17 protein-coding genes and 1 pseudogene are annotated in these 19916 nt (G+C 66.7%); 9 read left to right on the top strand and 9 right to left on the bottom strand.

The window, feature by feature from the left end; translation table 11 throughout:
• Window positions 1-7 precede the first annotated feature (7 nt).
• Window positions 8-1945: an FTR1 family protein gene (locus Q8Q71_RS07350; protein WP_305758958.1), complete on the top strand. Its 1938-nt coding sequence runs from the start codon at window positions 8-10 to the stop codon at window positions 1943-1945.
• Window positions 1946-2205: 260 nt separating this feature from the next.
• On the top strand, window positions 2206-3315 hold the full coding sequence (locus tag Q8Q71_RS07345) for a Fic family protein (RefSeq protein WP_305758957.1): 1110 nt from the start codon (window positions 2206-2208) through the stop codon (window positions 3313-3315).
• Between the two features lie 267 nt (window positions 3316-3582).
• Here Q8Q71_RS07345 and arsH read toward each other — a convergent pair whose 3' ends face one another.
• From arsH to Q8Q71_RS07305, 8 genes and pseudogenes are all read right to left on the bottom strand, one after another.
• Entirely contained in the window at window positions 3583-4338 is a 756-nt protein-coding gene (gene arsH, locus Q8Q71_RS07340) for an arsenical resistance protein ArsH (RefSeq protein ID WP_305759020.1), read from the bottom strand.
• A gap of 159 nt (window positions 4339-4497) precedes the next feature.
• Window positions 4498-4626: pseudogene (locus Q8Q71_RS07335) on the bottom strand (hypothetical protein); the annotation flags it as partial.
• A 126-nt stretch (window positions 4627-4752) separates the two neighbouring features.
• Window positions 4753-5838, bottom strand: a complete 1086-nt coding sequence (gene arsB, locus Q8Q71_RS07330; protein WP_291837122.1) for an ACR3 family arsenite efflux transporter — start codon at window positions 5836-5838, stop codon at window positions 4753-4755.
• Window positions 5835-6260: an arsenate reductase (glutaredoxin) gene (gene arsC / locus Q8Q71_RS07325; RefSeq protein ID WP_291837125.1), complete on the bottom strand. Its 426-nt coding sequence runs from the start codon at window positions 6258-6260 to the stop codon at window positions 5835-5837. The genes arsB and arsC overlap by 4 nt, the downstream gene beginning before the upstream one ends.
• An 8-nt stretch (window positions 6261-6268) precedes the next feature.
• Window positions 6269-6601, bottom strand: coding sequence for a helix-turn-helix transcriptional regulator (locus Q8Q71_RS07320; RefSeq protein ID WP_291838461.1), 333 nt, complete (start codon window positions 6599-6601; stop codon window positions 6269-6271).
• A 373-nt stretch (window positions 6602-6974) separates the two neighbouring features.
• Window positions 6975-7592, bottom strand: a complete 618-nt coding sequence (locus Q8Q71_RS07315; RefSeq protein WP_291838464.1) for a DUF6088 family protein — start codon at window positions 7590-7592, stop codon at window positions 6975-6977.
• A 454-nt stretch (window positions 7593-8046) separates the two neighbouring features.
• Window positions 8047-9375, bottom strand: coding sequence for a type II toxin-antitoxin system HipA family toxin (locus tag Q8Q71_RS07310; protein WP_291838466.1), 1329 nt, complete (start codon window positions 9373-9375; stop codon window positions 8047-8049).
• A complete protein-coding gene (locus tag Q8Q71_RS07305; RefSeq protein ID WP_291838469.1) occupies window positions 9375-9626 on the bottom strand; it encodes a helix-turn-helix domain-containing protein in 252 nt (83 codons plus the stop codon). The genes Q8Q71_RS07310 and Q8Q71_RS07305 overlap by 1 nt, the downstream gene beginning before the upstream one ends.
• 347 nt (window positions 9627-9973) lie before the next feature.
• Here Q8Q71_RS07305 and Q8Q71_RS07300 point away from each other — a divergent pair, with 347 nt between their 5' ends.
• The 7 genes from Q8Q71_RS07300 to Q8Q71_RS07270 all read left to right on the top strand — a co-directional run bounded on the left by Q8Q71_RS07300 (window position 9974) and on the right by Q8Q71_RS07270 (window position 18518).
• Window positions 9974-10246 carry an AlpA family transcriptional regulator gene (locus Q8Q71_RS07300; RefSeq protein ID WP_291838472.1) on the top strand — a complete coding sequence of 91 codons (273 nt, stop codon included), beginning with the start codon at window positions 9974-9976 and terminating at the stop codon, window positions 10244-10246.
• Window positions 10247-10834: 588 nt separating this feature from the next.
• The gene (locus tag Q8Q71_RS07295) at window positions 10835-11251 is read left to right on the top strand and encodes a hypothetical protein (RefSeq protein WP_305758956.1); all 417 of its coding nucleotides are present in this window, start codon (window positions 10835-10837) and stop codon (window positions 11249-11251) included.
• 48 nt (window positions 11252-11299) lie between these two features.
• A complete protein-coding gene (locus tag Q8Q71_RS07290) occupies window positions 11300-12613 on the top strand; it encodes a TolC family protein (RefSeq protein WP_291838478.1) in 1314 nt (437 codons plus the stop codon).
• Window positions 12610-13869 (top strand): efflux RND transporter periplasmic adaptor subunit, encoded by a 1260-nt coding sequence (locus tag Q8Q71_RS07285; RefSeq protein ID WP_291838481.1) that lies wholly within the window; start codon window positions 12610-12612, stop codon window positions 13867-13869. The genes Q8Q71_RS07290 and Q8Q71_RS07285 overlap by 4 nt, the downstream gene beginning before the upstream one ends.
• Before the next feature lie 14 nt (window positions 13870-13883).
• The gene (locus Q8Q71_RS07280; protein ID WP_305758955.1) at window positions 13884-17072 is read left to right on the top strand and encodes an efflux RND transporter permease subunit; all 3189 of its coding nucleotides are present in this window, start codon (window positions 13884-13886) and stop codon (window positions 17070-17072) included.
• A gap of 118 nt (window positions 17073-17190) precedes the next feature.
• The gene (locus Q8Q71_RS07275) at window positions 17191-17871 is read left to right on the top strand and encodes a HupE/UreJ family protein (RefSeq protein ID WP_349255506.1); all 681 of its coding nucleotides are present in this window, start codon (window positions 17191-17193) and stop codon (window positions 17869-17871) included.
• A 14-nt stretch (window positions 17872-17885) separates the two neighbouring features.
• Window positions 17886-18518 carry a transmembrane anchor protein gene (locus Q8Q71_RS07270; RefSeq protein WP_305758953.1) on the top strand — a complete coding sequence of 211 codons (633 nt, stop codon included), beginning with the start codon at window positions 17886-17888 and terminating at the stop codon, window positions 18516-18518.
• Between the two features lie 9 nt (window positions 18519-18527).
• On the opposite strand, the gene Q8Q71_RS07265 is transcribed toward Q8Q71_RS07270, so the two are convergent.
• Window positions 18528-19853, bottom strand: coding sequence for an MFS transporter (locus tag Q8Q71_RS07265; RefSeq protein WP_305758952.1), 1326 nt, complete (start codon window positions 19851-19853; stop codon window positions 18528-18530).
• Between the last annotated feature and the right edge of the window lie 63 nt (window positions 19854-19916).

Raw genomic sequence — 19916 nt, 5'->3', positions numbered from 1 at the left:
GTTCCCCATGCATTCTTTGCTCCGCCTGCTCGCTCTGCTGCTGTTCGCCTCGGGGCTGGCCGCGCCTGCCTTGGCCCAAGCGCCGTCGTCCGCCGCCGAAGCCCAGGTCGCCTGGCGACTGCTCGACTATGTGGCGGTCGACTACGCCGGCGCCGTCGCGAACGGCCAGGTGACCAACCCGGCGGAATACGGCGAGATGGTCGAGTTCGGCGGCCAGATCCGGACGCGCCTGGACGCCCTGCCGGCCAACCCGGCCAAGGCCGGTCTGGTGAGGGACGCCGTCGCCCTGCACGGCGCCATCCGCGACAAGGCCGACCCGCGCGTCGTCGGCGACCAGGCGAAAGCCTTGGCCGCCGCGGTGCTGACGGCCTATCCGAGCCCGCTCGCGCCCTCCTTCCCGCCCGATCTGGCCCGCGGCGCGACGCTCTATGCCGAGCAATGCGCGGTCTGCCACGGCGTCACGGGCCGCGCCGACGGCGCCGGCGCCGAAGGGCTTGATCCGCCTCCGATCGCCTTCGCCGATGTGGAGCGCGCCCGCCAGCGCAGCGTGTTCGGCCTCTATCAGGTGATCGACCAGGGCCTCGACGGCACGGCGATGGCCAGCTTCGCGCACCTTCCGGCCGAGGACCGCTGGGCCCTGGCCTTCTATGTGGGCCGTTTCGCCTTCACCGACGCCGAGGCCGCCGAAGGCCAACGTCTGTGGGAAAGCGACCCGGCGATCCGCGCCGCCTACCCCGATCTGGCCGCCGTCACCCAGGCGACGCCGGCGGATCTGGCGAGCCGGATCGGCGAAACCAGGGCGCGGGCGGTCACGGCCTATCTGCGTCGTCACCCCGAGGCGACGGCCCGTCCCGAGGGCGCGACCCTGACCCTGGCCCGGACGCGTCTGGCGGAAAGCGAAGCCGCCTATCGCCGGGGCGACCGCAAGACCGCCACGGACCTCGCCCTCTCGGCCTATCTCGACGGCTTCGAACCGGTGGAGCCGGCGCTCGGCGCCCGGGACGGCGCGCTGCTGCGTCGGGTCGAAACGGCCATGACCGAACTCCGCGCCTCGATCAGCAAGGGCGCGCCGCCCGAAGAGGTCGCGGACCGCGTCGCCCGATTGAACGCCCTGCTGGACACCGCCGAGCGCGCGCTCGCGCCCCAGGAGGCCGACAATCTCGCCAGCTTCCTCGGCGCCTTCACCATCCTGCTTCGCGAAGGTCTGGAGGCCTTGCTCATCGTCGTGGCGATGATCGCCTTCCTCAGGAAGGCCGACCGGCCCGAGGTGCTGCGCTACGTCCATGGCGGATGGGTCGCCGCCCTGGCGGCCGGCGGCGCGACCTGGGCGGCCGCGACCTTCTTCATCTCCATCAGCGGCGCCAGCCGGGAGCTCACCGAAGGGTTCGGCTCGCTTCTGGCGGCCGTCGTGCTCGTCTCGGTCGGCATCTGGATGCATGGCAAGTCGCACGCCGACGCCTGGCAGACCTATATCCGCGACAAGCTCTCCGCGGCGCTTTCGAGGCGCTCGGCCTGGTTCCTGTTCCTGCTCGCCTTCGTGGTGGTCTACCGCGAGGTCTTCGAGACCATCCTGTTTTACGCGGCGATCTGGAGCCAGGGCGGCCACCTCGGCATGCTGGCCGGCGCCCTGACGGCGGTGGCGATCCTGGCCGTGGTGGCCTGGGCCCTGCTGGCCTACAGCAAACGCCTGCCAATCGGCCAGTTCTTCTCCCTGAGCTCGATCCTCATGGCCGTTCTGTCGGTCATCCTTGTCGGCAAGGGGGTGGCGGCGCTGCAGGAGGCCGGCTGGCTCGATGTCCATCCGCTGGCCTGGATTCCCCGCGTGGAGATCCTCGGCCTCTACCCGACGGTCGAAGGCGTCGCCGTTCAGCTGCTGACGATCGTCATCCTCGCGGTCGGCTTTGCCCGGACCTCGGCGCCGAAGGCCGCCCGTCCCGCCCATTGAGCGGCCGTCTCCGTCTGCGGCCCTGAGACCGCGGCCCGTCGGCAAAGGCTTGGGAGGCGCCTGGGGACGACGGCGCCGATACCCGCACGGTCGGCGGATACCGGAGGTTCGGGGCTGCAGCCGGTGGTGTGCTACAGTCGAGCCCTCAACGTCGAAGCCGGTATGCGGAGATTAAGAACCCCATTCTCCGCATTTCACGCGGAGAATGGCCTTGTCCTTGCGGCGAATAACGCCCATATTCTCCGCAAGGAGTGCGGGGAATGGCGCAATACATCCACGAAATCGAAGGCTGGCCCCGTCTGGACTGGCGCGCAGACGCGCTCGCCGATCGTCTCGCAGCCGTCCGTCACCGCCAAGGCCTTCTGCTCGGCCGGATGCACACGCTCGGCTTCGACCTGCGCGCTGAAGCGGTTCTCGAAACCCTCACCGAAGATGTCCTGAAATCCAGTGAGATCGAGGGCGAGTTGCTCGACAAGGATCAGGTGCGATCCTCGATCGCGCGCCGCCTCGGCATGGATATCGGGGCCCTCGCTCCCGCGGACCGCAACGTCGACGGCGTGGTCGAGATGATGCTCGACGCGACCCAGAACTTTGCGTCTCCGCTTACCGAGGAACGACTGTTCGCCTGGCACGCCGCCCTGTTTCCGACCGGGCGCAGCGGCATGACCAAGATAGTCGTAGGCGCCTGGCGCAACGAGAGCTCCGGCCCGATGCAGGTCGTCTCAGGCCCTTTCGGACGGGAGCGCGTGCACTATGAAGCGCCCCCCGCCGCCCGTTTGCAGGACGAGATGCGGGCGTTCCTCGACTGGTTCAACGGCGAGCCGCGGACTGACCCGGTCCTCAAGGCCGCGATCGCCCACCTGTGGTTCGTGACCATCCACCCGTTCGACGACGGGAACGGCCGGATCGCGAGGGCGATCGCCGACATGGCGCTCGCCCGCTCCGAGAAAAGCGCCCAGCGCTTCTACAGCATGTCCGCCCAGATCCGGCTGGAGCGCAAAGACTACTACGCCACCCTGGAGACGACCCAGAAAGGCGCGCTCGATGTGACCCTCTGGCTGGACTGGTTCCTCGGCTGCCTCGATCGCGCGTTCGACGGCGCGGAAGCCACCCTGACCCATGTGATGCGCAAGGCGCGCTTCTGGGAGGCGCTCGCAGGTCAGACGTTGAGCGAGCGCCAGAGCACGGTCATCAACCGGCTGCTCGACGGCTTCGAAGGCAAGCTCACCTCGACCAAATGGGCCGTGCTGACGAAGTCCTCGCCCGACACGGCCTTGCGCGACATCAACGATCTGATGGACCGTGGAATCCTTGTGAAGGATGACGGCGGCGGACGCAGCACGAGCTACTCCCTGGTCGATCGAGGATAGGCGGCTCCACATCGCGTCGGCGGAGCCACCACATCGGGCGGCTCCGCCCGAGCGGGCGCGTCTCGACAGGGATGATGCAACTCGCCAGTTCTGGCGAGTTACCGCCGAAAACCTGCTTATTTCGCCAGAAGTGGCGAGTTACGACCTTCGCAAACCTTGCGACGCCTCAAGGCGCCGCCGAGGCGCCAGGTCAGCGTCCGTAGGAAGCTGGGAAGCCCCTGAACATCAACGCGAGGCGCGGGGTTGTTCGTCGTGCTCAAGGCGACGTCAGGCCTGACGGGCGATGGCGATGGCGGAGAGATCTGAGGCGGCATCGACCGGAACCCCGGCCGCCTTGCGCTCCGAATAGCGGTCCACGAGCTGGACGGCGTGCGGCCGGGTCAGGACGGTGAAGCGCACCAACTCCTCCATCACGTCGACGATGCGCTCATAATAGGCCGAGGGCTTCATGCGGCCGGCCTCGTCGAACTCTTGGAAGGCCTTGGCCACGCTCGACTGGTTCGGGATGGTGATCATTCGCATCCAGCGTCCGAGCAGGCGCAGGGTGTTGACGGCGTTGAAGCTCTGCGATCCGCCGGACACCTGCATGACGGCGAGCGTCCGGCCCTGGGTCGGGCGCATCCCGCCCAGGCTCAACGGCAGGTGATCGATCTGCAGCTTCATGACGCCGGAGACCTGGCCGTGCCGTTCCGGACTGCACCAGACCATGCCCTCCGACCAGAAGGCGTGCTCGCGCAACTCGCGCACCGCCGGGTGGTCGTCGTCGACGGACGCGCCCGGCAGGGGGAGGTCGGAGGGGTCGAAGATGCGGGTTTCGCATCCCATCCGTCGCAGCAGGCGGGCCGCTTCCTCGACGCAGAGACGCGAGTAGGACCGCTCGCGCAGCGACCCGTAGAGAAGCAGGATGCGCGGCGGGTGGTCGTGCGGGCCCAGGCCGCGGGCCGGATCGGCGGACAGATAGGCCGCGTCCAGAGCCGGAAGATGTTCCTGATCCGGCAGCGATCGCAGGCGGGCGAAGGTCATCACAGGTCCTTGGTCAGATAGGCGGCCGATGCCGGGCAGAGGTCCGCGAACTCGCGGGTTCGCCGGATCGCGGCGCGCGGCTTCCCGATCGGCGGCGAGGAAGCCGTGTCGGGTGAAGAAGGGTTCGGCCGTGGTCGTGAGCAGATGGAGACGTTCGCCGCCCAGGTCCCGGGCGACGCTCTCGGCGGCGGCCAGCAGCCGGCTTCCCAGACCTCGCCCCCTTCCGGCCCGCGAGCACGACCAGGGAGCGAAGCAACAGATCCCGCCCCTCACCTTCCAGCCCCACATAACCCGTCAGGGCGCCGTAGTGGTCGGCGCTGAAGTAGCGGCCGGCGCCCGGCTCCGGCAGGCCCGCGCCTCGCAGGGTCGCGAGCAGGCCGGCGTCATCGGCGTCCAGGAGATGCAGACTGACCATCAGCCGGCGTCCTTCGGCGGGGCCGTGTCCGGGAACCAGCGCCGGCCCATCCAGAGCGCCACCGAGACCAGCAGGATCAGCACCGGCACCTCGACCAGGGGGCCGATGACGGCCGCGAAGGCGACCGGCGAGGTCAGTCCGAACGCCGCGATGGCCACCGCGATGGCCAGCTCGAAATTGTTCGAGGCCGCGGTGAAGGCCAGGGCGGTGGTGCGCGGATAGTCGGCCTCGATCAGCCGCCCCATGAGGAAGCTGACCACGAACATGACGAGGAAGTAGATCGTCAGCGGAATGGCGATGCGCAGCGCATCCAGCGGCAGGGCCACCACCTCGCCGCCCTTGAGGCTGAACATCACCACGATCGTGAACAGCAGGGCGATCAGGGTGATCGGTCCGATGCGCGGCAGGAAGCGGCGCTCGTACCAGTCCGCGCCCCGGCGGGCGATCAGGCTGCGCCGGGTCAGGAACCCGGCCAGGAAGGGAAGACCGAGGTAGACCAGCACCGCGCCGGCGATGGTCCAGACGCTGACGTCCACCACGCTGCCCTGCAGCCCGAGCAGGGGCGGCAGGACCGTGAGGAACACCCAGGCATAGAGGCTGAAGAACAGGATTTGGAAGATCGAGTTGAAGGCGACGAGACCGGCCACATACTGGTTGTCGCCCCGCGCCAGCTGGTTCCAGACCAGCACCATGGCGATGCAGCGCGCCAGGCCGATCAAGATGACGCCGGTCATGTATTCCGGCTGGTCGCGCAGGAAGATCACCGCCAGCGCGAACATCAGCACCGGGCCCAGCACCCAGTTCTGGAACAGCGACAGGGCCAGCACCCGCCTGTCGGCGAAGACGCGCGGCAGCTCCTCGTACCGGACCCTGGCCAGCGGCGGGTACATCATCAGGATCAGACCGATGGCGATCGGGATGTTGGTCGTGCCGATCGAGAGGCTGTCGACCCAGGTCGGCAGGCCCGGAGCCAGCGTCCCCAGAGCCACGCCGAGACCCATGGCCACGAAGATCCACAGCGTCAGCCAGCGGTCGAGAAAGGACAGGCGACGCGGCGAGGCGTCCGCCACGGGAGTATCGATCATCGCTTCACCCGCTGTCCGGCGGCGTCGATGATGACCTCGCCGTCCTCCTTGGTGAAGGGCTTGAGATCATCGGCGGGCAGGAGGTCCAGAACGGCTTCGGACGGTCGGCACAGGCCGACACCGAGAGGACTGACGACGATGGGCCGATTGAGCAGGATCGGATGGGCCTCGATCGCGTCGAGCAGTTGATCGTCCGTCAGGCCGGGATCCGCTAGGCCCAGCTCGGCGAAGGGCGTGCCCTTCTCGCGCAACAGGTCGCGCAGCGGCTTGCCGGACCGTTGGGCCAGCCAGGCGACCATGGTCCGCGACGGCGGGGTCTTCAGATACTCAACGACATGCGGCTCGATACCGACGTGGCGGATCAGCTCCAGCGCGTTGCGCGACGTCCCGCAGGCGGGGTTGTGATAGATGACGATGTCCATATCGAGCCTCAGTCGCAGCACGCCAGTTCGGCCAGGAGCGGCGCGCACAACTCCGAGCGGCCCTGGCAGCAATCCTTGAGCAGGAACATCACCATCCCGCCGATCCGCTCCAGATCGGCGCGATAGACGATCCACCGGCTGTGGCGCTCGGACGTAATCAGTCCTGAGCGCGACAAGACGCCGAGATGAGCCGACATGGTGTTGGCCGGCACGGCGAGCTGGTTGGCGATCTCTCCGGCGGCCAGCCCCTCGGGCTCGTGACGCACCAGCAGGCGGAAGGTCTCCAGCCGGGTGGACTGGGCGAGGGCGGCGAGCGCCAGGATTGCGTCTTCGGATTCCATATTTCCAAATTAATGGAATTGTGATTCCCGGCAAGCCTTTTCCGGCTGCTCCAGTCGGGCCGCCGGAACAGGGTCAGCGGCGCATGTGAACGTCGAAGGCGCCCGTCTGGCCGGCGGCGACCTCAGTCCGGCAGGTGCCGGGCGGCGATTTGAAAGGGCACCGGAACCAAAGGTCGTCGAACTCCAGCACCAGCGGCCCGTCCGCCGACGCCTGATACTCGCATCGTCCCCCCGTTAATGCTGCGCGCGGCGATGACCTGCTGTTCGTCCCGCGCGCCGCAACTCCCGCTGCAAGGAACGTCCGCCGATCTGCGAGCGCGCCTGCCTCAAAAGACCGGCGCTCGGATGTCTTTCACCGCTCGAAGCAGTCGCTTTAGGGCGCTTCGGCAGGGCGTGAGTCGCGAGTAGGGAATTGACTGAGCGCGCGGGCCAGCCAGTCCGGTAGATGCGGCCTGACTAAAATCAGTTCTCCGAACGCCGAAGGTCCCAGCTTTCGCTCCAGCGGCCCGACTGCTGTCTGAGCCTTCTCGGGACCCAGCCAGGCCAGCGCCCGAACTGCATCGCCGGCTGGCCGGTCAGCGAGTAAAAGTTGCCATGCGGGTGCATGCCTGAACTCGACGATCTGACCGTCGACACGGAGTTGCCGGCTCGGCCCGTTGGTCAGATAGATTGTGCGGATCGGCACCTGGGTTGTTAGGCCCAGGGAGTTCGCCGCCGCCGCGCCATGGGTGACGATGATCTCTCCTCGTCGCTGGCTGATGGCGCGAGCGACCTTCTCGACCGACGGTGCTCTCAGGCCGAAGCGGGTTTCCAACGGGCACACGTAGAGCCCTCGACCGACGCGTAACAAACTGCTGCGGCGCGCCAGCCGCGATAGCGCCCTATGCACCGCCGCACGGCCTCCCAGGTGCAGGAGCGATCCGGTGGTGATCGACGAGCCTTCGGGCAGCGCTCCGACGCTTTTCATGATCTGCTCGGCCAAAGCTCGCATGCCCACCGCTCTCCGACGCATCATGAGGGCCCCATTGGGAGGGGATGTAACCTTCGAGCAGCCTCAGCGGTAAGTCTGACAGGATCATTCGAACCGACAGCGGGGGCGGGGTCGCCGAGGCTATCACTAGGCGCCCACGCCACGGTCGGGCAGATAAGCCAGTGCGTCGGCCAACGCATAGGCGGTCTGTAGCTCGAGCCCTTCTCGACTGCGCCGTCGACGGCGGCTGGGCAGCCCGTCCATACCTCATGGACGGTCCAGCCCTCTTCATTCGGCCGAATGTCGTAACGTGAGCTTCGGGAGATCATGCCTTGGCAGCCTCGAGACCTCAACTGCTGGCGTTGGGGTTACGACAGGAGAAGGAAGGGCCATGTTATTCGACGGCCGACTGCGCCCTCAGGTATGCGGCGAAGCTCAAGCAGTTCGCGCGGTCATGATGTCGGGCTCCTTCGCTTCATATCGCTTCTAAAGCCGTTTCCAGTTGCCGCAGGCGTCCGGTCATCGCGTTCACGACCGATGTGTGGATGTCGACATGGAAGTCTGCCGGCATGCGGCCAAGGGCACGTTCCGCCGCCGGGAGGGCATCACGGCGGATTTCATCCAGAACCTGTCTGATGATCGCCTGACCGAGTCCGGCTTCCTTTGCTGTCTCGACAAAATGACGACCGTGCACGTCGAGAATTTTGTAATGGCGGTTCGCTCCAACCGACATTGCCAGCGTGTATTTGTTGTGCGGGATTCGCTTTGCGTCGAAGGCTGGCTGCGCACTTAGAACGTCATAAAACGGCGTCAGCTCGAAGCGGCCGCCGGGACGGATAAAGACGCTGAAGTTCTTGCCATGCCCGTCGGTGGCGCCGATCAGCCAGAAGATGATCTGACTCTTGAGGAAGGCGGCCTGATCCCTGAGCGGCTCATCGCTTCCCTGAAGCAGCGTCATGATATCGACCGCGCTCGGCCCTTGCTGGTTTTGATACTTCCGGCTCGAAGGAATCGACAGCGCCTGACAGCAATCCTCCTGCGGAAGGCGCAGGAGTTGGCTGTCGCCTCGCCAGCGCCGATCAAAGCGCTCGACGACGAGAACACGGCGCGCGCCGAATGTCGCCATTTCCGTCTGAGCGACCTGGAGGCCGAACCCTTCGAGAAGTTTCAAGCAGTAGTGTTCATTCTCGACGCTGTTTGACAGATCGATCATGCCCCAAGGCGTCGGGATTTCTCCGAGCTGGGGTTTGAGGATGTGGGTCGTCGGCGTCGTGCCGACTGGGCGTTTCCAACGGCCCTCATGAAACAGCAGCGCCGTTTTTTCCTGAGCGCCCGCCACCGAAATCCGAAACTCCTGTTCGGTATCGATGCCGAGCGGCGCGCGCGCGAGGTTGGCCAGGATCGCCTCGATCTCTTCGTCGCTGACCGGCTCGCCTTCAATCGGCGGAAATGCGTCGATCACCACTCCGTCGGGCAGGAACTGCAGGGCCCCCACGCAGTCGCGGCCGATCTGCTCCAACAGACTGTAGGAATCCGTGCCTTGCGCGCCCGTCTTCTCAGCTACGAGGCGGCGAACCGTCGGATTGTCCGGCAGAAGGTTGTCGAAAACCGCGACAACCCGCTCGCCCCGGAAGGTGGCCTTCCTTGGCGGCAGCGACAACGAGATCGGGAAGTGCGGCGGCCAGTCCAGCCAGCTCTGATCGTACTGAAACGCGATCGCGCCACCCGGCTCTTTGTCCAATCGCCCGACCAGACGATTGTTGATGAGCACATTGAGCGGCGCATGGGTCTTGCGACGCCCCATCAGAAGATGTCCTCGATATCGGTGGATGAGCTTTTCGATCGAGGACCGATTGTCATCTCCAGATCGAGCGCCGCGAGCAGATCGCAGATCGATGAGATTTTTGCGCCGTTGTGGCCGCTTTCGATCTTGGAAATCAGCTCTTGGCGCATGCCTGATCGTTCGGCGAGTTCTGTCTGACTCATCCCCTTCAGCTTTCTGAATCGCTGTATGAGGTTGCCAACTTGGCCGGGGGAACGAGCTATCCGGTTCATGGGAGTCTCCTTCCCATCACTATGCGGGAAATCGCATAATATAGCAATATGTGACTTAGCGCATAGAATTGAATTATGCGTAACGTGACATAATTTTATTCTATGCGCGTTTTCGCATAGAACCCGTGATTCTCAACCCTGAACTGCCGCTCGGCGATCCTCGGCGGAGTGGCGTCGGGAGGGTTGATCGCGATAGTAGAGCGGACGGGTGGCGCAGCAGGCGCGATCGTAGAGCCCGCGGTTGTCGGAATCGGTCCGCCAGAAGGCTGCCGCGGATCGCCGGCCCGCCGCTAGTCCTATGCGCAACTTTCGATTACGACCGGCCTTTTCGGGGGGATCAAATCACAATGGCCGATCAAGGCGCAGCGCGCATCAGGCGCATGATCAAGAAGACGGAACTACGCCAGATGGTGCCGCTCGCGGACAGCACCATCTGGGAAATGGAACAGCGCGGCCAGTTTCCGCGGCGGTTCGCGCTCACGCCGCGCTGCGTGGTCTGGGATCTCGCCGAGATCGAAGCGTGGCTCATGCTCCGGCGGGAAAATCCCATCCAGCGGGCGCCGCATCCCGACGTCCGCAAGCGCGTCGCCCGGCCGGTGAAGTTGGTGAACAAGGACTGACGGGCTGACCGCCGCGTCGACGGGCACCGCACGGGCGCGGTTCGCACGGCCTTCGTCCGCCACGGCAGGCGTGTGGTCCCCATGCGAGAGAATCCGCAGGCCGCAAGGCGCGACATCCTGATCGGTCGTCGTCGTCAGGGAAGAAGGGGTCTGCGTCGTCGCGACTCCACCGTGGTGACAATGGCCGTGCGAGCAGATGGCGTGGCTGTCCGGATCACCGGCGGCGACGGGGTCGGTCGGGGCTTCGGTGACCGCCTCTGAGGTGTGAGCGCTCGCTTCGGGGCGCAAATCGCGGCCTCTAGGGCGGACACAAGGACAAACAGGGCCAGAAACGACGCAAGCAACGCCGCCATCCAACCATCCCTGACCGAGGAGAGTCTTGTGCCGCCCTATAACACGGGCGGCCACGACCGCAATCGCGCCAACGTCGCAGGACGGGGGTGCGACGGTTGCAAAGAAGGCGGAGCGGCTTGATGCTCTGTGGGCCGGGCGAGCGTCGCGCGAACGCCCGCCAGCGCGTCGATCTGTCCCGAAGTCCTCGGTTGCGTGAGCGCCGCACCGCGAGTAGATGCCGGTCGGGGATTCCGTTTGCGAAATTCGATTCGTTCCTTCTGCATCTTTCTGTGCACCGCTCTTCTGGCGGTGACGATGCTGCATGGCATGATGGATGCGCAGCACGGCATGGCTCATGCCGCCGATTGGCCCGCCGTAGCGTTGGTCGAAGTCGACACGGTGGCGGACCAGATCGCGGATCATGTCCACGTCGCGCCGGACGATCAATCCGGCGACGCCACCCCCGAGGACATCGATAACGAAGGCCCCCTGGGTCACGGACACCAGGTCGGCGGCGACAGCCACGGGGCGCTCCCGGGAGCCGAGTATCCGCTAGATGACGGCCTGTCTTTCAGGCTTGCCGCCCGTACGCCCGGCGAGGCTCCGGCCTTGGGCGATCTGAGCCGGGACGGGCCCGAATATCCTCCGAAACGGATGCGCACGGTCGTCTGAACCGGCGCGGCCGTTCGGCTGCGCGCACCTCGTTTTCCGGAGATTTCCTTGAACACCCCGATTACCGGCCTGGCCGGATCGTGGGCGCGTCTGGCGGCCGTTTCGGCGCTGGCGCTTCCACTGGCGGCGTTGCCGTCTCTTCCTGCGCTCGCGCAGACCCCGCCGTCGGCCGCGACGGAAGCGGCCGCCCTGACCCTGGAGGGCGCGCTCGCGCGCGCCGCCGGCGTCGATCCGGGCTTGCCCGGCGCGGAGGCGCGGGTTCGCGCGGGCGACGCCGCTGTGCGCCAGGCCGACGTCCGGCCCAATCCGACGCTGGGCTTGATGGTCGAAAACCTGCCGACGCTGGGCGGCGGCAACATCATCGACCGCACAGAGACGACCCTGTCCTATGAGCAGCGGTTTGAGCGGGGCGGCGATCGACCGGCCCGGGTGGCTCTGGCCCGGGGCGAAGTCGCCGTCGTCCAGGCCGAAGCGGCGATCAGACGACTGGATCGTCTAGAGCAGGTGCAACGCGCCTGGGCCGAAGCGCTTTTCGCCCAGGCCGAACTTGAGATCGCTCGTGAACGTCTCGCCCTGGCCGAACGCTTCCAGATCGAAGTGCAGCGTCGTGTGGACATGGCCCGCGATCCCCTGTTCGCCGGCGCCCGCGCCGAGGCCGAACTCGCTCAAGCCCAGATCGACTTCGACCAGGCCGGAATTCAGGCCCGGCTCGCCCGCGCCACGCTCGGACGGTTCTGGATCGGCGCCCCGGATTTTTCTCTCGATCCGGCCGACTTCGAGGACACGGGCGCCGCCCGAGAAATGGCAGGCCCGGCCTCCGGGATTGACCTCGCGGTTCTGGCCGCACAGCGGGATGTCGCTCAAGCCAGAGTCCGCGTGGAACAGGCGCGCTCCACCCCTGACGCCACGGTCAGCGTCGGCGTCCGCCACTTCTGGGACGGGCAAGATCTTGGCCTGGTGGTCGGCGGGTCCATCCCGCTCGGCCGCTACGATCGAAACGAGGGGGCCATTGAGCGCGCCAGGTTCGAAGGCGTCGCCGCCGAGGCCGACATGGCGGCTCTCCGGCAGGAACGGGAACGCGAGATCGCCCGGCTACAGGTGCTTCTCGCCTCGCGGGCTCTGGAAGCGCAGCGCATCGCCAACGAGACCTTGCCTCAGGCCGAGCGCGCCGTGGCCCTCGTCCGCGACGGCTTTGCGCGCGGCGGTTTCACCTACAATGACGTCATCGCCGCCCAGACCGCGCTTCTCGCTACCAAGGCCCGCCGCGTCGCGGTTCTCAAACAGTTTCACATCGACCGCGCCCGCCTTGACCGGCTGACCGGCGCGCACGCCGACCTGCTCGGCCTGGAGATCCGCTCATGATCCGTCACACTCCCTCGCGGCGCGTGATCGCCGCGTCATTGCTGGCCCTTGCGGTCGGCGTTTCAGCCTGCGGACAGGGCGGGGCTGAAAAGGCCGAAGGCGCGGAGGCCGCGGAGGCCGCTGACTATGAGCGGGGCCCGCACAACGGCCGCCTGCTCAGGGACGGCGACTTCTCCCTGGAGATCACCATCTTTGAAGAGGGCCCCGAGCCGCTCTATCGCCTCTACCCTTACTTGAAGGACAAGCCGCTGGATCCGCGACAAGTCCAGGCCTCCATCGCCCTGACGCGGCTGGGGCCCAAGGTCGACCGTTTCGCGTTCACGCCGACCGCCGACTATCTCGCGAGCCCCACTGTGGTGGCCGAACCGCACTCGTTCGACGTCTCGGTGGCGGCGACCCATGCGGGCAAGCGGTCGACCTGGACCTATCCATCCTATGAGGGCCGCACGGTGATAACCGCCGACGCCGCCCGGGCAGGCGGGGTCACGACGCAGAGAGCCGGCGGGGCGGTGCTGGGCGAGAGCCTGCCGCTCAGCGGCCGGGTCGAGATCACGCCCGAGGGACAGAGCGAAGTCCACGCGCGCTATCCGGGACGGGTGGTGGCGATGAACGTCCAGCTGGGCCAGCGCGTCTCGCGGGGTCAGGTGCTGGCGCGCGTCGAGTCCAGCGACAGTCTGCAGACCTATTCCGTCACCGCCCCGATCTCGGGAATGATCACGGCCAAGAACGTCAACCCCGGCGCCATCACGGGCAATGGCGAGCCGATGCTGACCATCGGCGATCCGACCCGGCTCCACGCTGAATTCTTCCTCTATCCCCGCGACGCCGAACGCGTCCGGGTCGGCCAGCGCGTCGAGATCACCAGCCTGGCGGGCGAACATCGCGCGCTCGGCGTCATCGAGGCGGTCCTGCCGTCCAGCGACCCCATGAGTCAGACCCTGGTCGCCCACGTCGCGCTGCCCTATCAGGGCGGCGTCTGGCGGCCGGGACTGGGGGTCCGGGGCGCGGTCCAGGTCGGTCAGGGCGAAGTTGCGCTGGCGGTCCAGACCAAGGCCATTCAGCCGTTCCGCGATTTCCAGGTCGTCTACGCCAAGGTCGGCAACACCTATGAAGTGCGGATGCTGGAACTCGGCCGCCGCACGCCGGAATGGACCGAGGTGCTGGGCGGTCTCGAACCCGGAACCGAATACGTCGTCGACGGCGCCTTTCTCATTCGCGCGGACATCGACAAGTCCGGCGCGAGCCATGACCACTAGGGGGCGCGCAGACCATGCTTGAACGCATCATCGCGCTGTCGATCCGCTTCCGCTGGGGGGTCATGGCGCTCGTCCTTCTGGCCTGCGCGGTCGGCGTCTGGAGTTTCCAGCGCCTGCCGATCGACGCCACGCCGGACATCACCAACGTCCAGATCCAGATCAACACCGAGGCTCCCGGCTACTCGCCGCTGGAGGCCGAACAACGCATCACCTTCCCCGTCGAGACGGCGGTCGCGGGCGTACCGGGCCTGCAATACACCCGGTCGGTCTCGCGCTACGGGCTGAGCCAGGTCACCGTCATCTTCGACGACGGCACCGACATCTATTTCGCGCGCCAACTGGTCAACGAGCGGCTTCAGAACGCGCTCGGCCAGCTCCCCCCAGGCGTTACGCCCGAACTCGGCCCCATCGCCACCGGCCTGGGCGAAATCTTCATGTACACGATCGACGCCGCGCCGAACGCGCGTCGCCCGGACGGACAGCCCTATACGACCGAGGATCTGAGAACCCTGCAGGACTGGGTGATCCGACCGCAGCTGCGCAACACCAAGGGCGTGACCGAGGTCAACACGATTGGCGGATATGAGCGTCAGTATCACGTCACGCCCCAGCCCGATCGTCTTTCCGCCTATGGCGTGACCATGGCCGAGGTGGTCGATGCGCTGGACAACAACAACGCCAACGTCGGCGCCGGCTATGTCGAACGCTTCGGCGAGCAGTATCTGATCCGCGTGCCAGGTCAGGCTTCGACCACCGAGGATCTGGGCAATGTCGTCATCGCCACGCGGGGCGGGGTTCCGATCCGCATCGCCGATGTCGCAGACGTGGGCATGGGCGAAGAACTGCGCACCGGGGCCGCGACTGAAGATGGCAAGGAGACCGTGCTCGCCACGGTTCTGATGCTGGCCGGCGAGAACAGCCGTGTGGTGGCCCGGGCCGCCGCCGTCAGCCTGGAGGAGGCCGCGCGCGCGTTGCCCGAGGGGGTGACGGCATCGCCGGTCTATGACCGGACAGACCTGGTCGAGCGCGCCATCCACACGGTCGAGAAGAACCTGCTGGAAGGCGCCCTGCTGGTCGTCGTCGTGCTGTTCCTGCTGCTCGGCAACATTCGGGCGGCGTTGATCACGGCGGCGGTCATTCCGATCACCATGCTGATGACCATCACCGGGATGGTGCAGACCGGCACGTCCGGCAATCTGATGAGCCTCGGCGCGCTCGACTTCGGCCTGATCGTCGACGGGGCCGTCATCATCGTGGAGAACTGTCTGCGCCGGTTCGGCGAGGCCCAGCACCGCCTAGGCCGCATTCTGACCCGGGAAGAACGCTTCGATCTGGCGGCCTCGGCCTCCAGCGAGGTCATCCGGCCGTCGCTGTTCGGGGTGATGATCATCACCCTGGTCTATGTGCCGATCTTCGGCCTGACCGGGGTAGAGGGCAAGATGTTCCACCCGATGGCGATCACCGTCGTCATCGCCCTGACGGCGGCCCTGCTCCTGTCGCTGACCTTCGTGCCGGCGGCCGTGGCCATGTTCGTCACTGGCAAGGTCGAGGAAAAGGACAGCTTCGTGATGCGTTGGGCGCGGGTGGGCTATCAGCCGGCGCTCGATTTCGCATTGAAGACCCGGGGTTTGATGATCGGCATCGCCGTGGCGCTTGTGTTGCTGGCGGGCTTCGGCGCCTCACGGATGGGTTCGGAGTTCGTGCCCAATCTCGACGAAGGGGACATCGCCATGCATGCGCTGCGAATCCCCGGCACCAGCCTGAGCCAGGCCATCCAGATGCAGACCGCACTGGAAGCCAGGATCGCCGAGTTCCCCGAGGTCGAGCGGGTGGTCGCCAAGATCGGGACCGCCGAGGTCGCCACCGATCCGGTGCCGCCCTCGGTCGCCGACACCTTCATCATGCTGAAGGACCGCTCCGACTGGCCCGATCCGAGAAAGCCCCGCGGCCAGCTGGTCGAGGAGATGGAAGCCGCCGTGAACGAAATACCCGGCAGCAAATATGAGTTCACCCAGCCGATCCAGATGCGGTTCAACGAACTGCTCTCGGGCGTGCGCGCCGACGTCGCCATCAAGGTCTTCGGTGACGATCTGGACGAACTGCTCAGGCTCGGCGCCGAGATCGAAGGCATCGTCTCGACCGTCGAGGGCGCGGCCGATCCCCAGACCGAACAGATCACCGGCCTGCCTGTGCTCCAGATCACCCCGAACCGCGCCGCCATGGCGCGCCTGGGGCTGAGCGTGAACGACGTCCAGTCGGTCATCTCCACCTCCATGGGCGGCACGACGGCGGGGCAGATCTTCGAGGGCGACCGGCGTTTCGACGTCGTCGTTCGACTGCCCGAGGATCTGCGGGCCGACACCGACGCCATCGGCCGCCTGCAGATCCCGTTGCCGGCAAGCGAGGGGCAGGCGCGCCAGTTCGTGCCCCTCGCCGAAGTGGCGACGATCGAGCTCACGGTCGGTCCCAACCAGATCAGTCGCGAGAACGGCAAGCGCCGCATCGTGGTCACGTCCAACGTCCGCGACCGCGACCTGGGCTCCTTCATCGGGGAGGTTCAGGAGCGGGTCGACACCGAGGTGACAATCCCCGCCGGCTATTGGGTCACCTATGGCGGCACCTTCGAACAGCTGATCTCGGCAGCCAAACGGCTTCAGGTCGTGGTGCCGGCTGTGCTGCTGCTGATCTTCGGCCTGCTGTTCGCCCTGTTCCGCTCGTGGAAGGACTCGGCGATCGTCTTCTCCGGCGTGCCCCTGGCGCTCACCGGCGGGGTGGCCGCCCTGATGATGCGCGATCTCCCGCTGTCGATCTCGGCCGGCGTCGGCTTCATCGCCCTCTCCGGCGTCGCCGTACTCAACGGCGTCGTCATGGTCAGCTTCATCCGGGGCCTGATCGAGGAGGGCAAGCCGATTCCCGAAGCCATCCGCGAGGGCGCGCTGACCCGTCTGCGGCCGGTGTTGATGACCGCCCTGGTCGCCAGCCTGGGCTTCGTGCCCATGGCGCTCAATGTCGGAACGGGGGCCGAGGTGCAGCGGCCTCTGGCCACTGTGGTCATCGGCGGGATCATCTCATCGACCCTGCTAACCCTGCTCGTGCTCCCGGCCCTCTACAGCCTGGTGCACGGCCGCGACCGGCCCGAGGATCGCCCGCGTCCCGCCTGGCTCGACCACCTGCCGTTCCGCGTCAAAGGCAGGCGGAAGTGACGGGGATCGGCGATCGCCGCGGACCCAGGGCTTCCACGTTCCGTCCCCAAACCTTCGAAAGGTTCTCATGACAGTTGCGTATCGCCGCGACCGCTGGTCGTGGCTTCAATCACCGGCCATGGCGCTGGCCGCCGTCCTGCTGTTCTTCCTCATGGACGGAGCCATGGGTCAGGCGCTGGCCCATGGCGTCGCCGAGGGCGACAAGGGCTATATCCAGGAAACCTCCGGCTTCCTGTTCTGGCCGTTCGTCTACCTGGGGGCCAAGCATATGGTCACCGGCTACGACCACCTGCTGTTCCTGCTCGGCGTCATCTTCTTCCTCTACCGGATGAAGGACATCAGCCTCTATGTGACGCTGTTCGCCATCGGCCACTCCACCACCCTGCTGCTCGGCGTGCTGACCGACATCAGCGTGTCCAGCTATCTGGTCGACGCCATCATCGGCCTGTCGGTGGTCTACAAGGCGCTCGACAATCTCGGAGCCTTCCAGCGGTGGTTCGGCTTCCAGCCCAGCACCAGGGGGGCGACCCTGATTTTCGGCCTGTTCCACGGCTTCGGCCTCGCCACCAAGCTGCAGGACTTCAACCTGTCGCCGGACGGACTGATCGGCAATCTGGTCGCCTTCAACATCGGCGTCGAGGCGGGCCAACTTCTGGCCCTGGGCGCCATCCTCATCGTCATGGGATTCTGGCGCAAGACCGGCAGTTTCTGGCGGCACGCCTATGCCGCCAACGTCGTCCTCATGACTCTCGGCTTCATCCTGACGGGCTATCAGCTCGTCGGCTTCTTCGTCGTCTGACCGGAGACCTCATCATGTACAACGCCAATAAACCCACCGACGCGGACCTGCCCTCGACGCGCAAGCTGCTGAAGTCCACCGGCATCGCCGTGGCGGTCGCCACGGGGTTGCTCGTCACGGTCGTCCTCCCCGCCGAATACGGCGTCGATCCGACCCGGGTCGGTTCACTGTTCGGCTTGACCGAAATGGGCCGGATCAAGGTCTCGCTCGCCGCCGAGGCCCAGGCCGAAGACGTCGCGGAAGCGACGGCCGCCGCCACAGGCGGTTCGCTTCCCGTCGCGACGGCGGCGGCACCGACGCCGGCGGGCGCTGCCTTGGCGACCCCGGCGGCTCTGCGCTCCGACCGGACTGTCCTGACCCTGGCCCCCGACCAGGGCGCCGAGATCAAGCTGGTGATGCAAGCCGGGGCCACGGCGCGCTTCACCTGGACCAGCAGCGGCGGGCGGATCAACTACGACACCCACGCCGACCGGCCCGGAACCGCCTATCACGGCTACAACAAGGGCTCGGCCGAGCGGGTCGAGGATGAACTGACCGCCGCCTTCACCGGCAGCCACGGCTGGTTCTGGCGAAATCGCACGGGCCAACCCGTGACGATCACCCTGGTCACCGAGGGCGCGTACAGCGAGATCAAACGGGTCGTCTAAGCAACCGGGTCACCCCTTCGTCGTCGGCCAACGATCATGGCGTTCGTCGATGACGAAGGGATGGGCGTGGTCCGCGTCATCTCCCGCCCGGCCTTCACGCCTGTGAAGGTCGTCGGCCGGCAGATTCATATGGCTGTGGGGAAGGTTCTCGGGATCATGGGCGGGCCAGATCAGCAGGCCCAGGACAGTTCCGGTCGCGCACAGCCCCGCCAGCACCAGGAAGGCCGCGCCCGGATCGACCGCGGCGCTGACCAGACCCGCCACGGGATAGGCGATCAGCCAGCAGGCGTGGGACAGGGCGAACTGGGCCGCGAATAGCGCGGGCCGATCGTCCGCGTTGGATGACCGGCGCAGAGCTCTCCCCGCCGGGGTGATCGTCAGCGAATATCCGAAGCCCATGATCACCCACAGCGCCAACAGCGCGACGTAGCTCACGGCCAACCAGGTCCCCGCCAGCAACACTCCGGTCATCGTCGCCGCGCCAAGCACCATGGCCGAGCGGTCGGTCAGCCGACCGAGCAGTCGCGGCAGAAACACCGCCGCGGTCATGGAGCCGCCGCCGAACGCCGCCAGGGCCCAGGCCGTCGCCTGGCCCGAGAGACCAAAGCGCGACTGAACGAGAACGACGGTGTTGACGAACACCATGGCTCCGCCCGCCGCGGTCGCCAGGCTGATGGCCAGCAGGCCCCGCAGGCGCGGCGTCAGGGCGAACAGGCGCATGCCGCCGGTGAGGCGTTGCAGGAAGGGCTTCTGGGCCGCCTTGCCGAGCTTGGGCAGGACAGCGGTGACCACGAACAGAGCGGATACCACGAAACCCACGGCAGTGCCCGCGAACAGGTTGCTGTAACTCATTACCGCCAGCAGCAGGGCCGCCAGCACGGGACTGGCGACGCTTTCCAGGTCGGCGGCGAGCCGCGAGAGAGACAGGGCCTTGGTATATTTCCCTTCGTCCGGCAGCAGATCAGGGATCATCGCCTGGAAGGCCGGCGTGAATGCGGCCGAAGCGACATAGAGCACGGTCATCAGAGCGTAGACCTGCCAGGCCTCGCCGACGAACGGCAGGGCGGCGGCCACGCCGGCGCGCACCCCGTCCAGAGAAACCAGCAGCACCTTCCTGGGCAGCCGGGCCGAAAGTGCGCTCGCAAACGGCGCCACGCCGATATAGGCGATCATCTTGATCGCCAGGGCCGCGCCGAGGATTTCGCCCGCGTTCGCGCCCGCGAGGTCGTAAGCCAGCAGCCCGAGCGCCACGGTCGCCATCCCGGTCCCCAGCAAGGCCGAGACCTGGGCAATGAAGAGGTGGCGATAGCCGGCGTGGCGAAGTGGGGAGAACATCAGGAACCGTCTGAAACGCGCGGATGAAGCAGCTAGTCATATCCCCTCCAGGGGGATAGCATT

The sequence above is a fragment of the Brevundimonas sp. genome (assembly GCF_030704825.1).
Classification (GTDB): Bacteria; Pseudomonadota; Alphaproteobacteria; order Caulobacterales; family Caulobacteraceae; genus Brevundimonas.
This window is presented reverse-complemented; position numbering and strand designations above follow the sequence as displayed.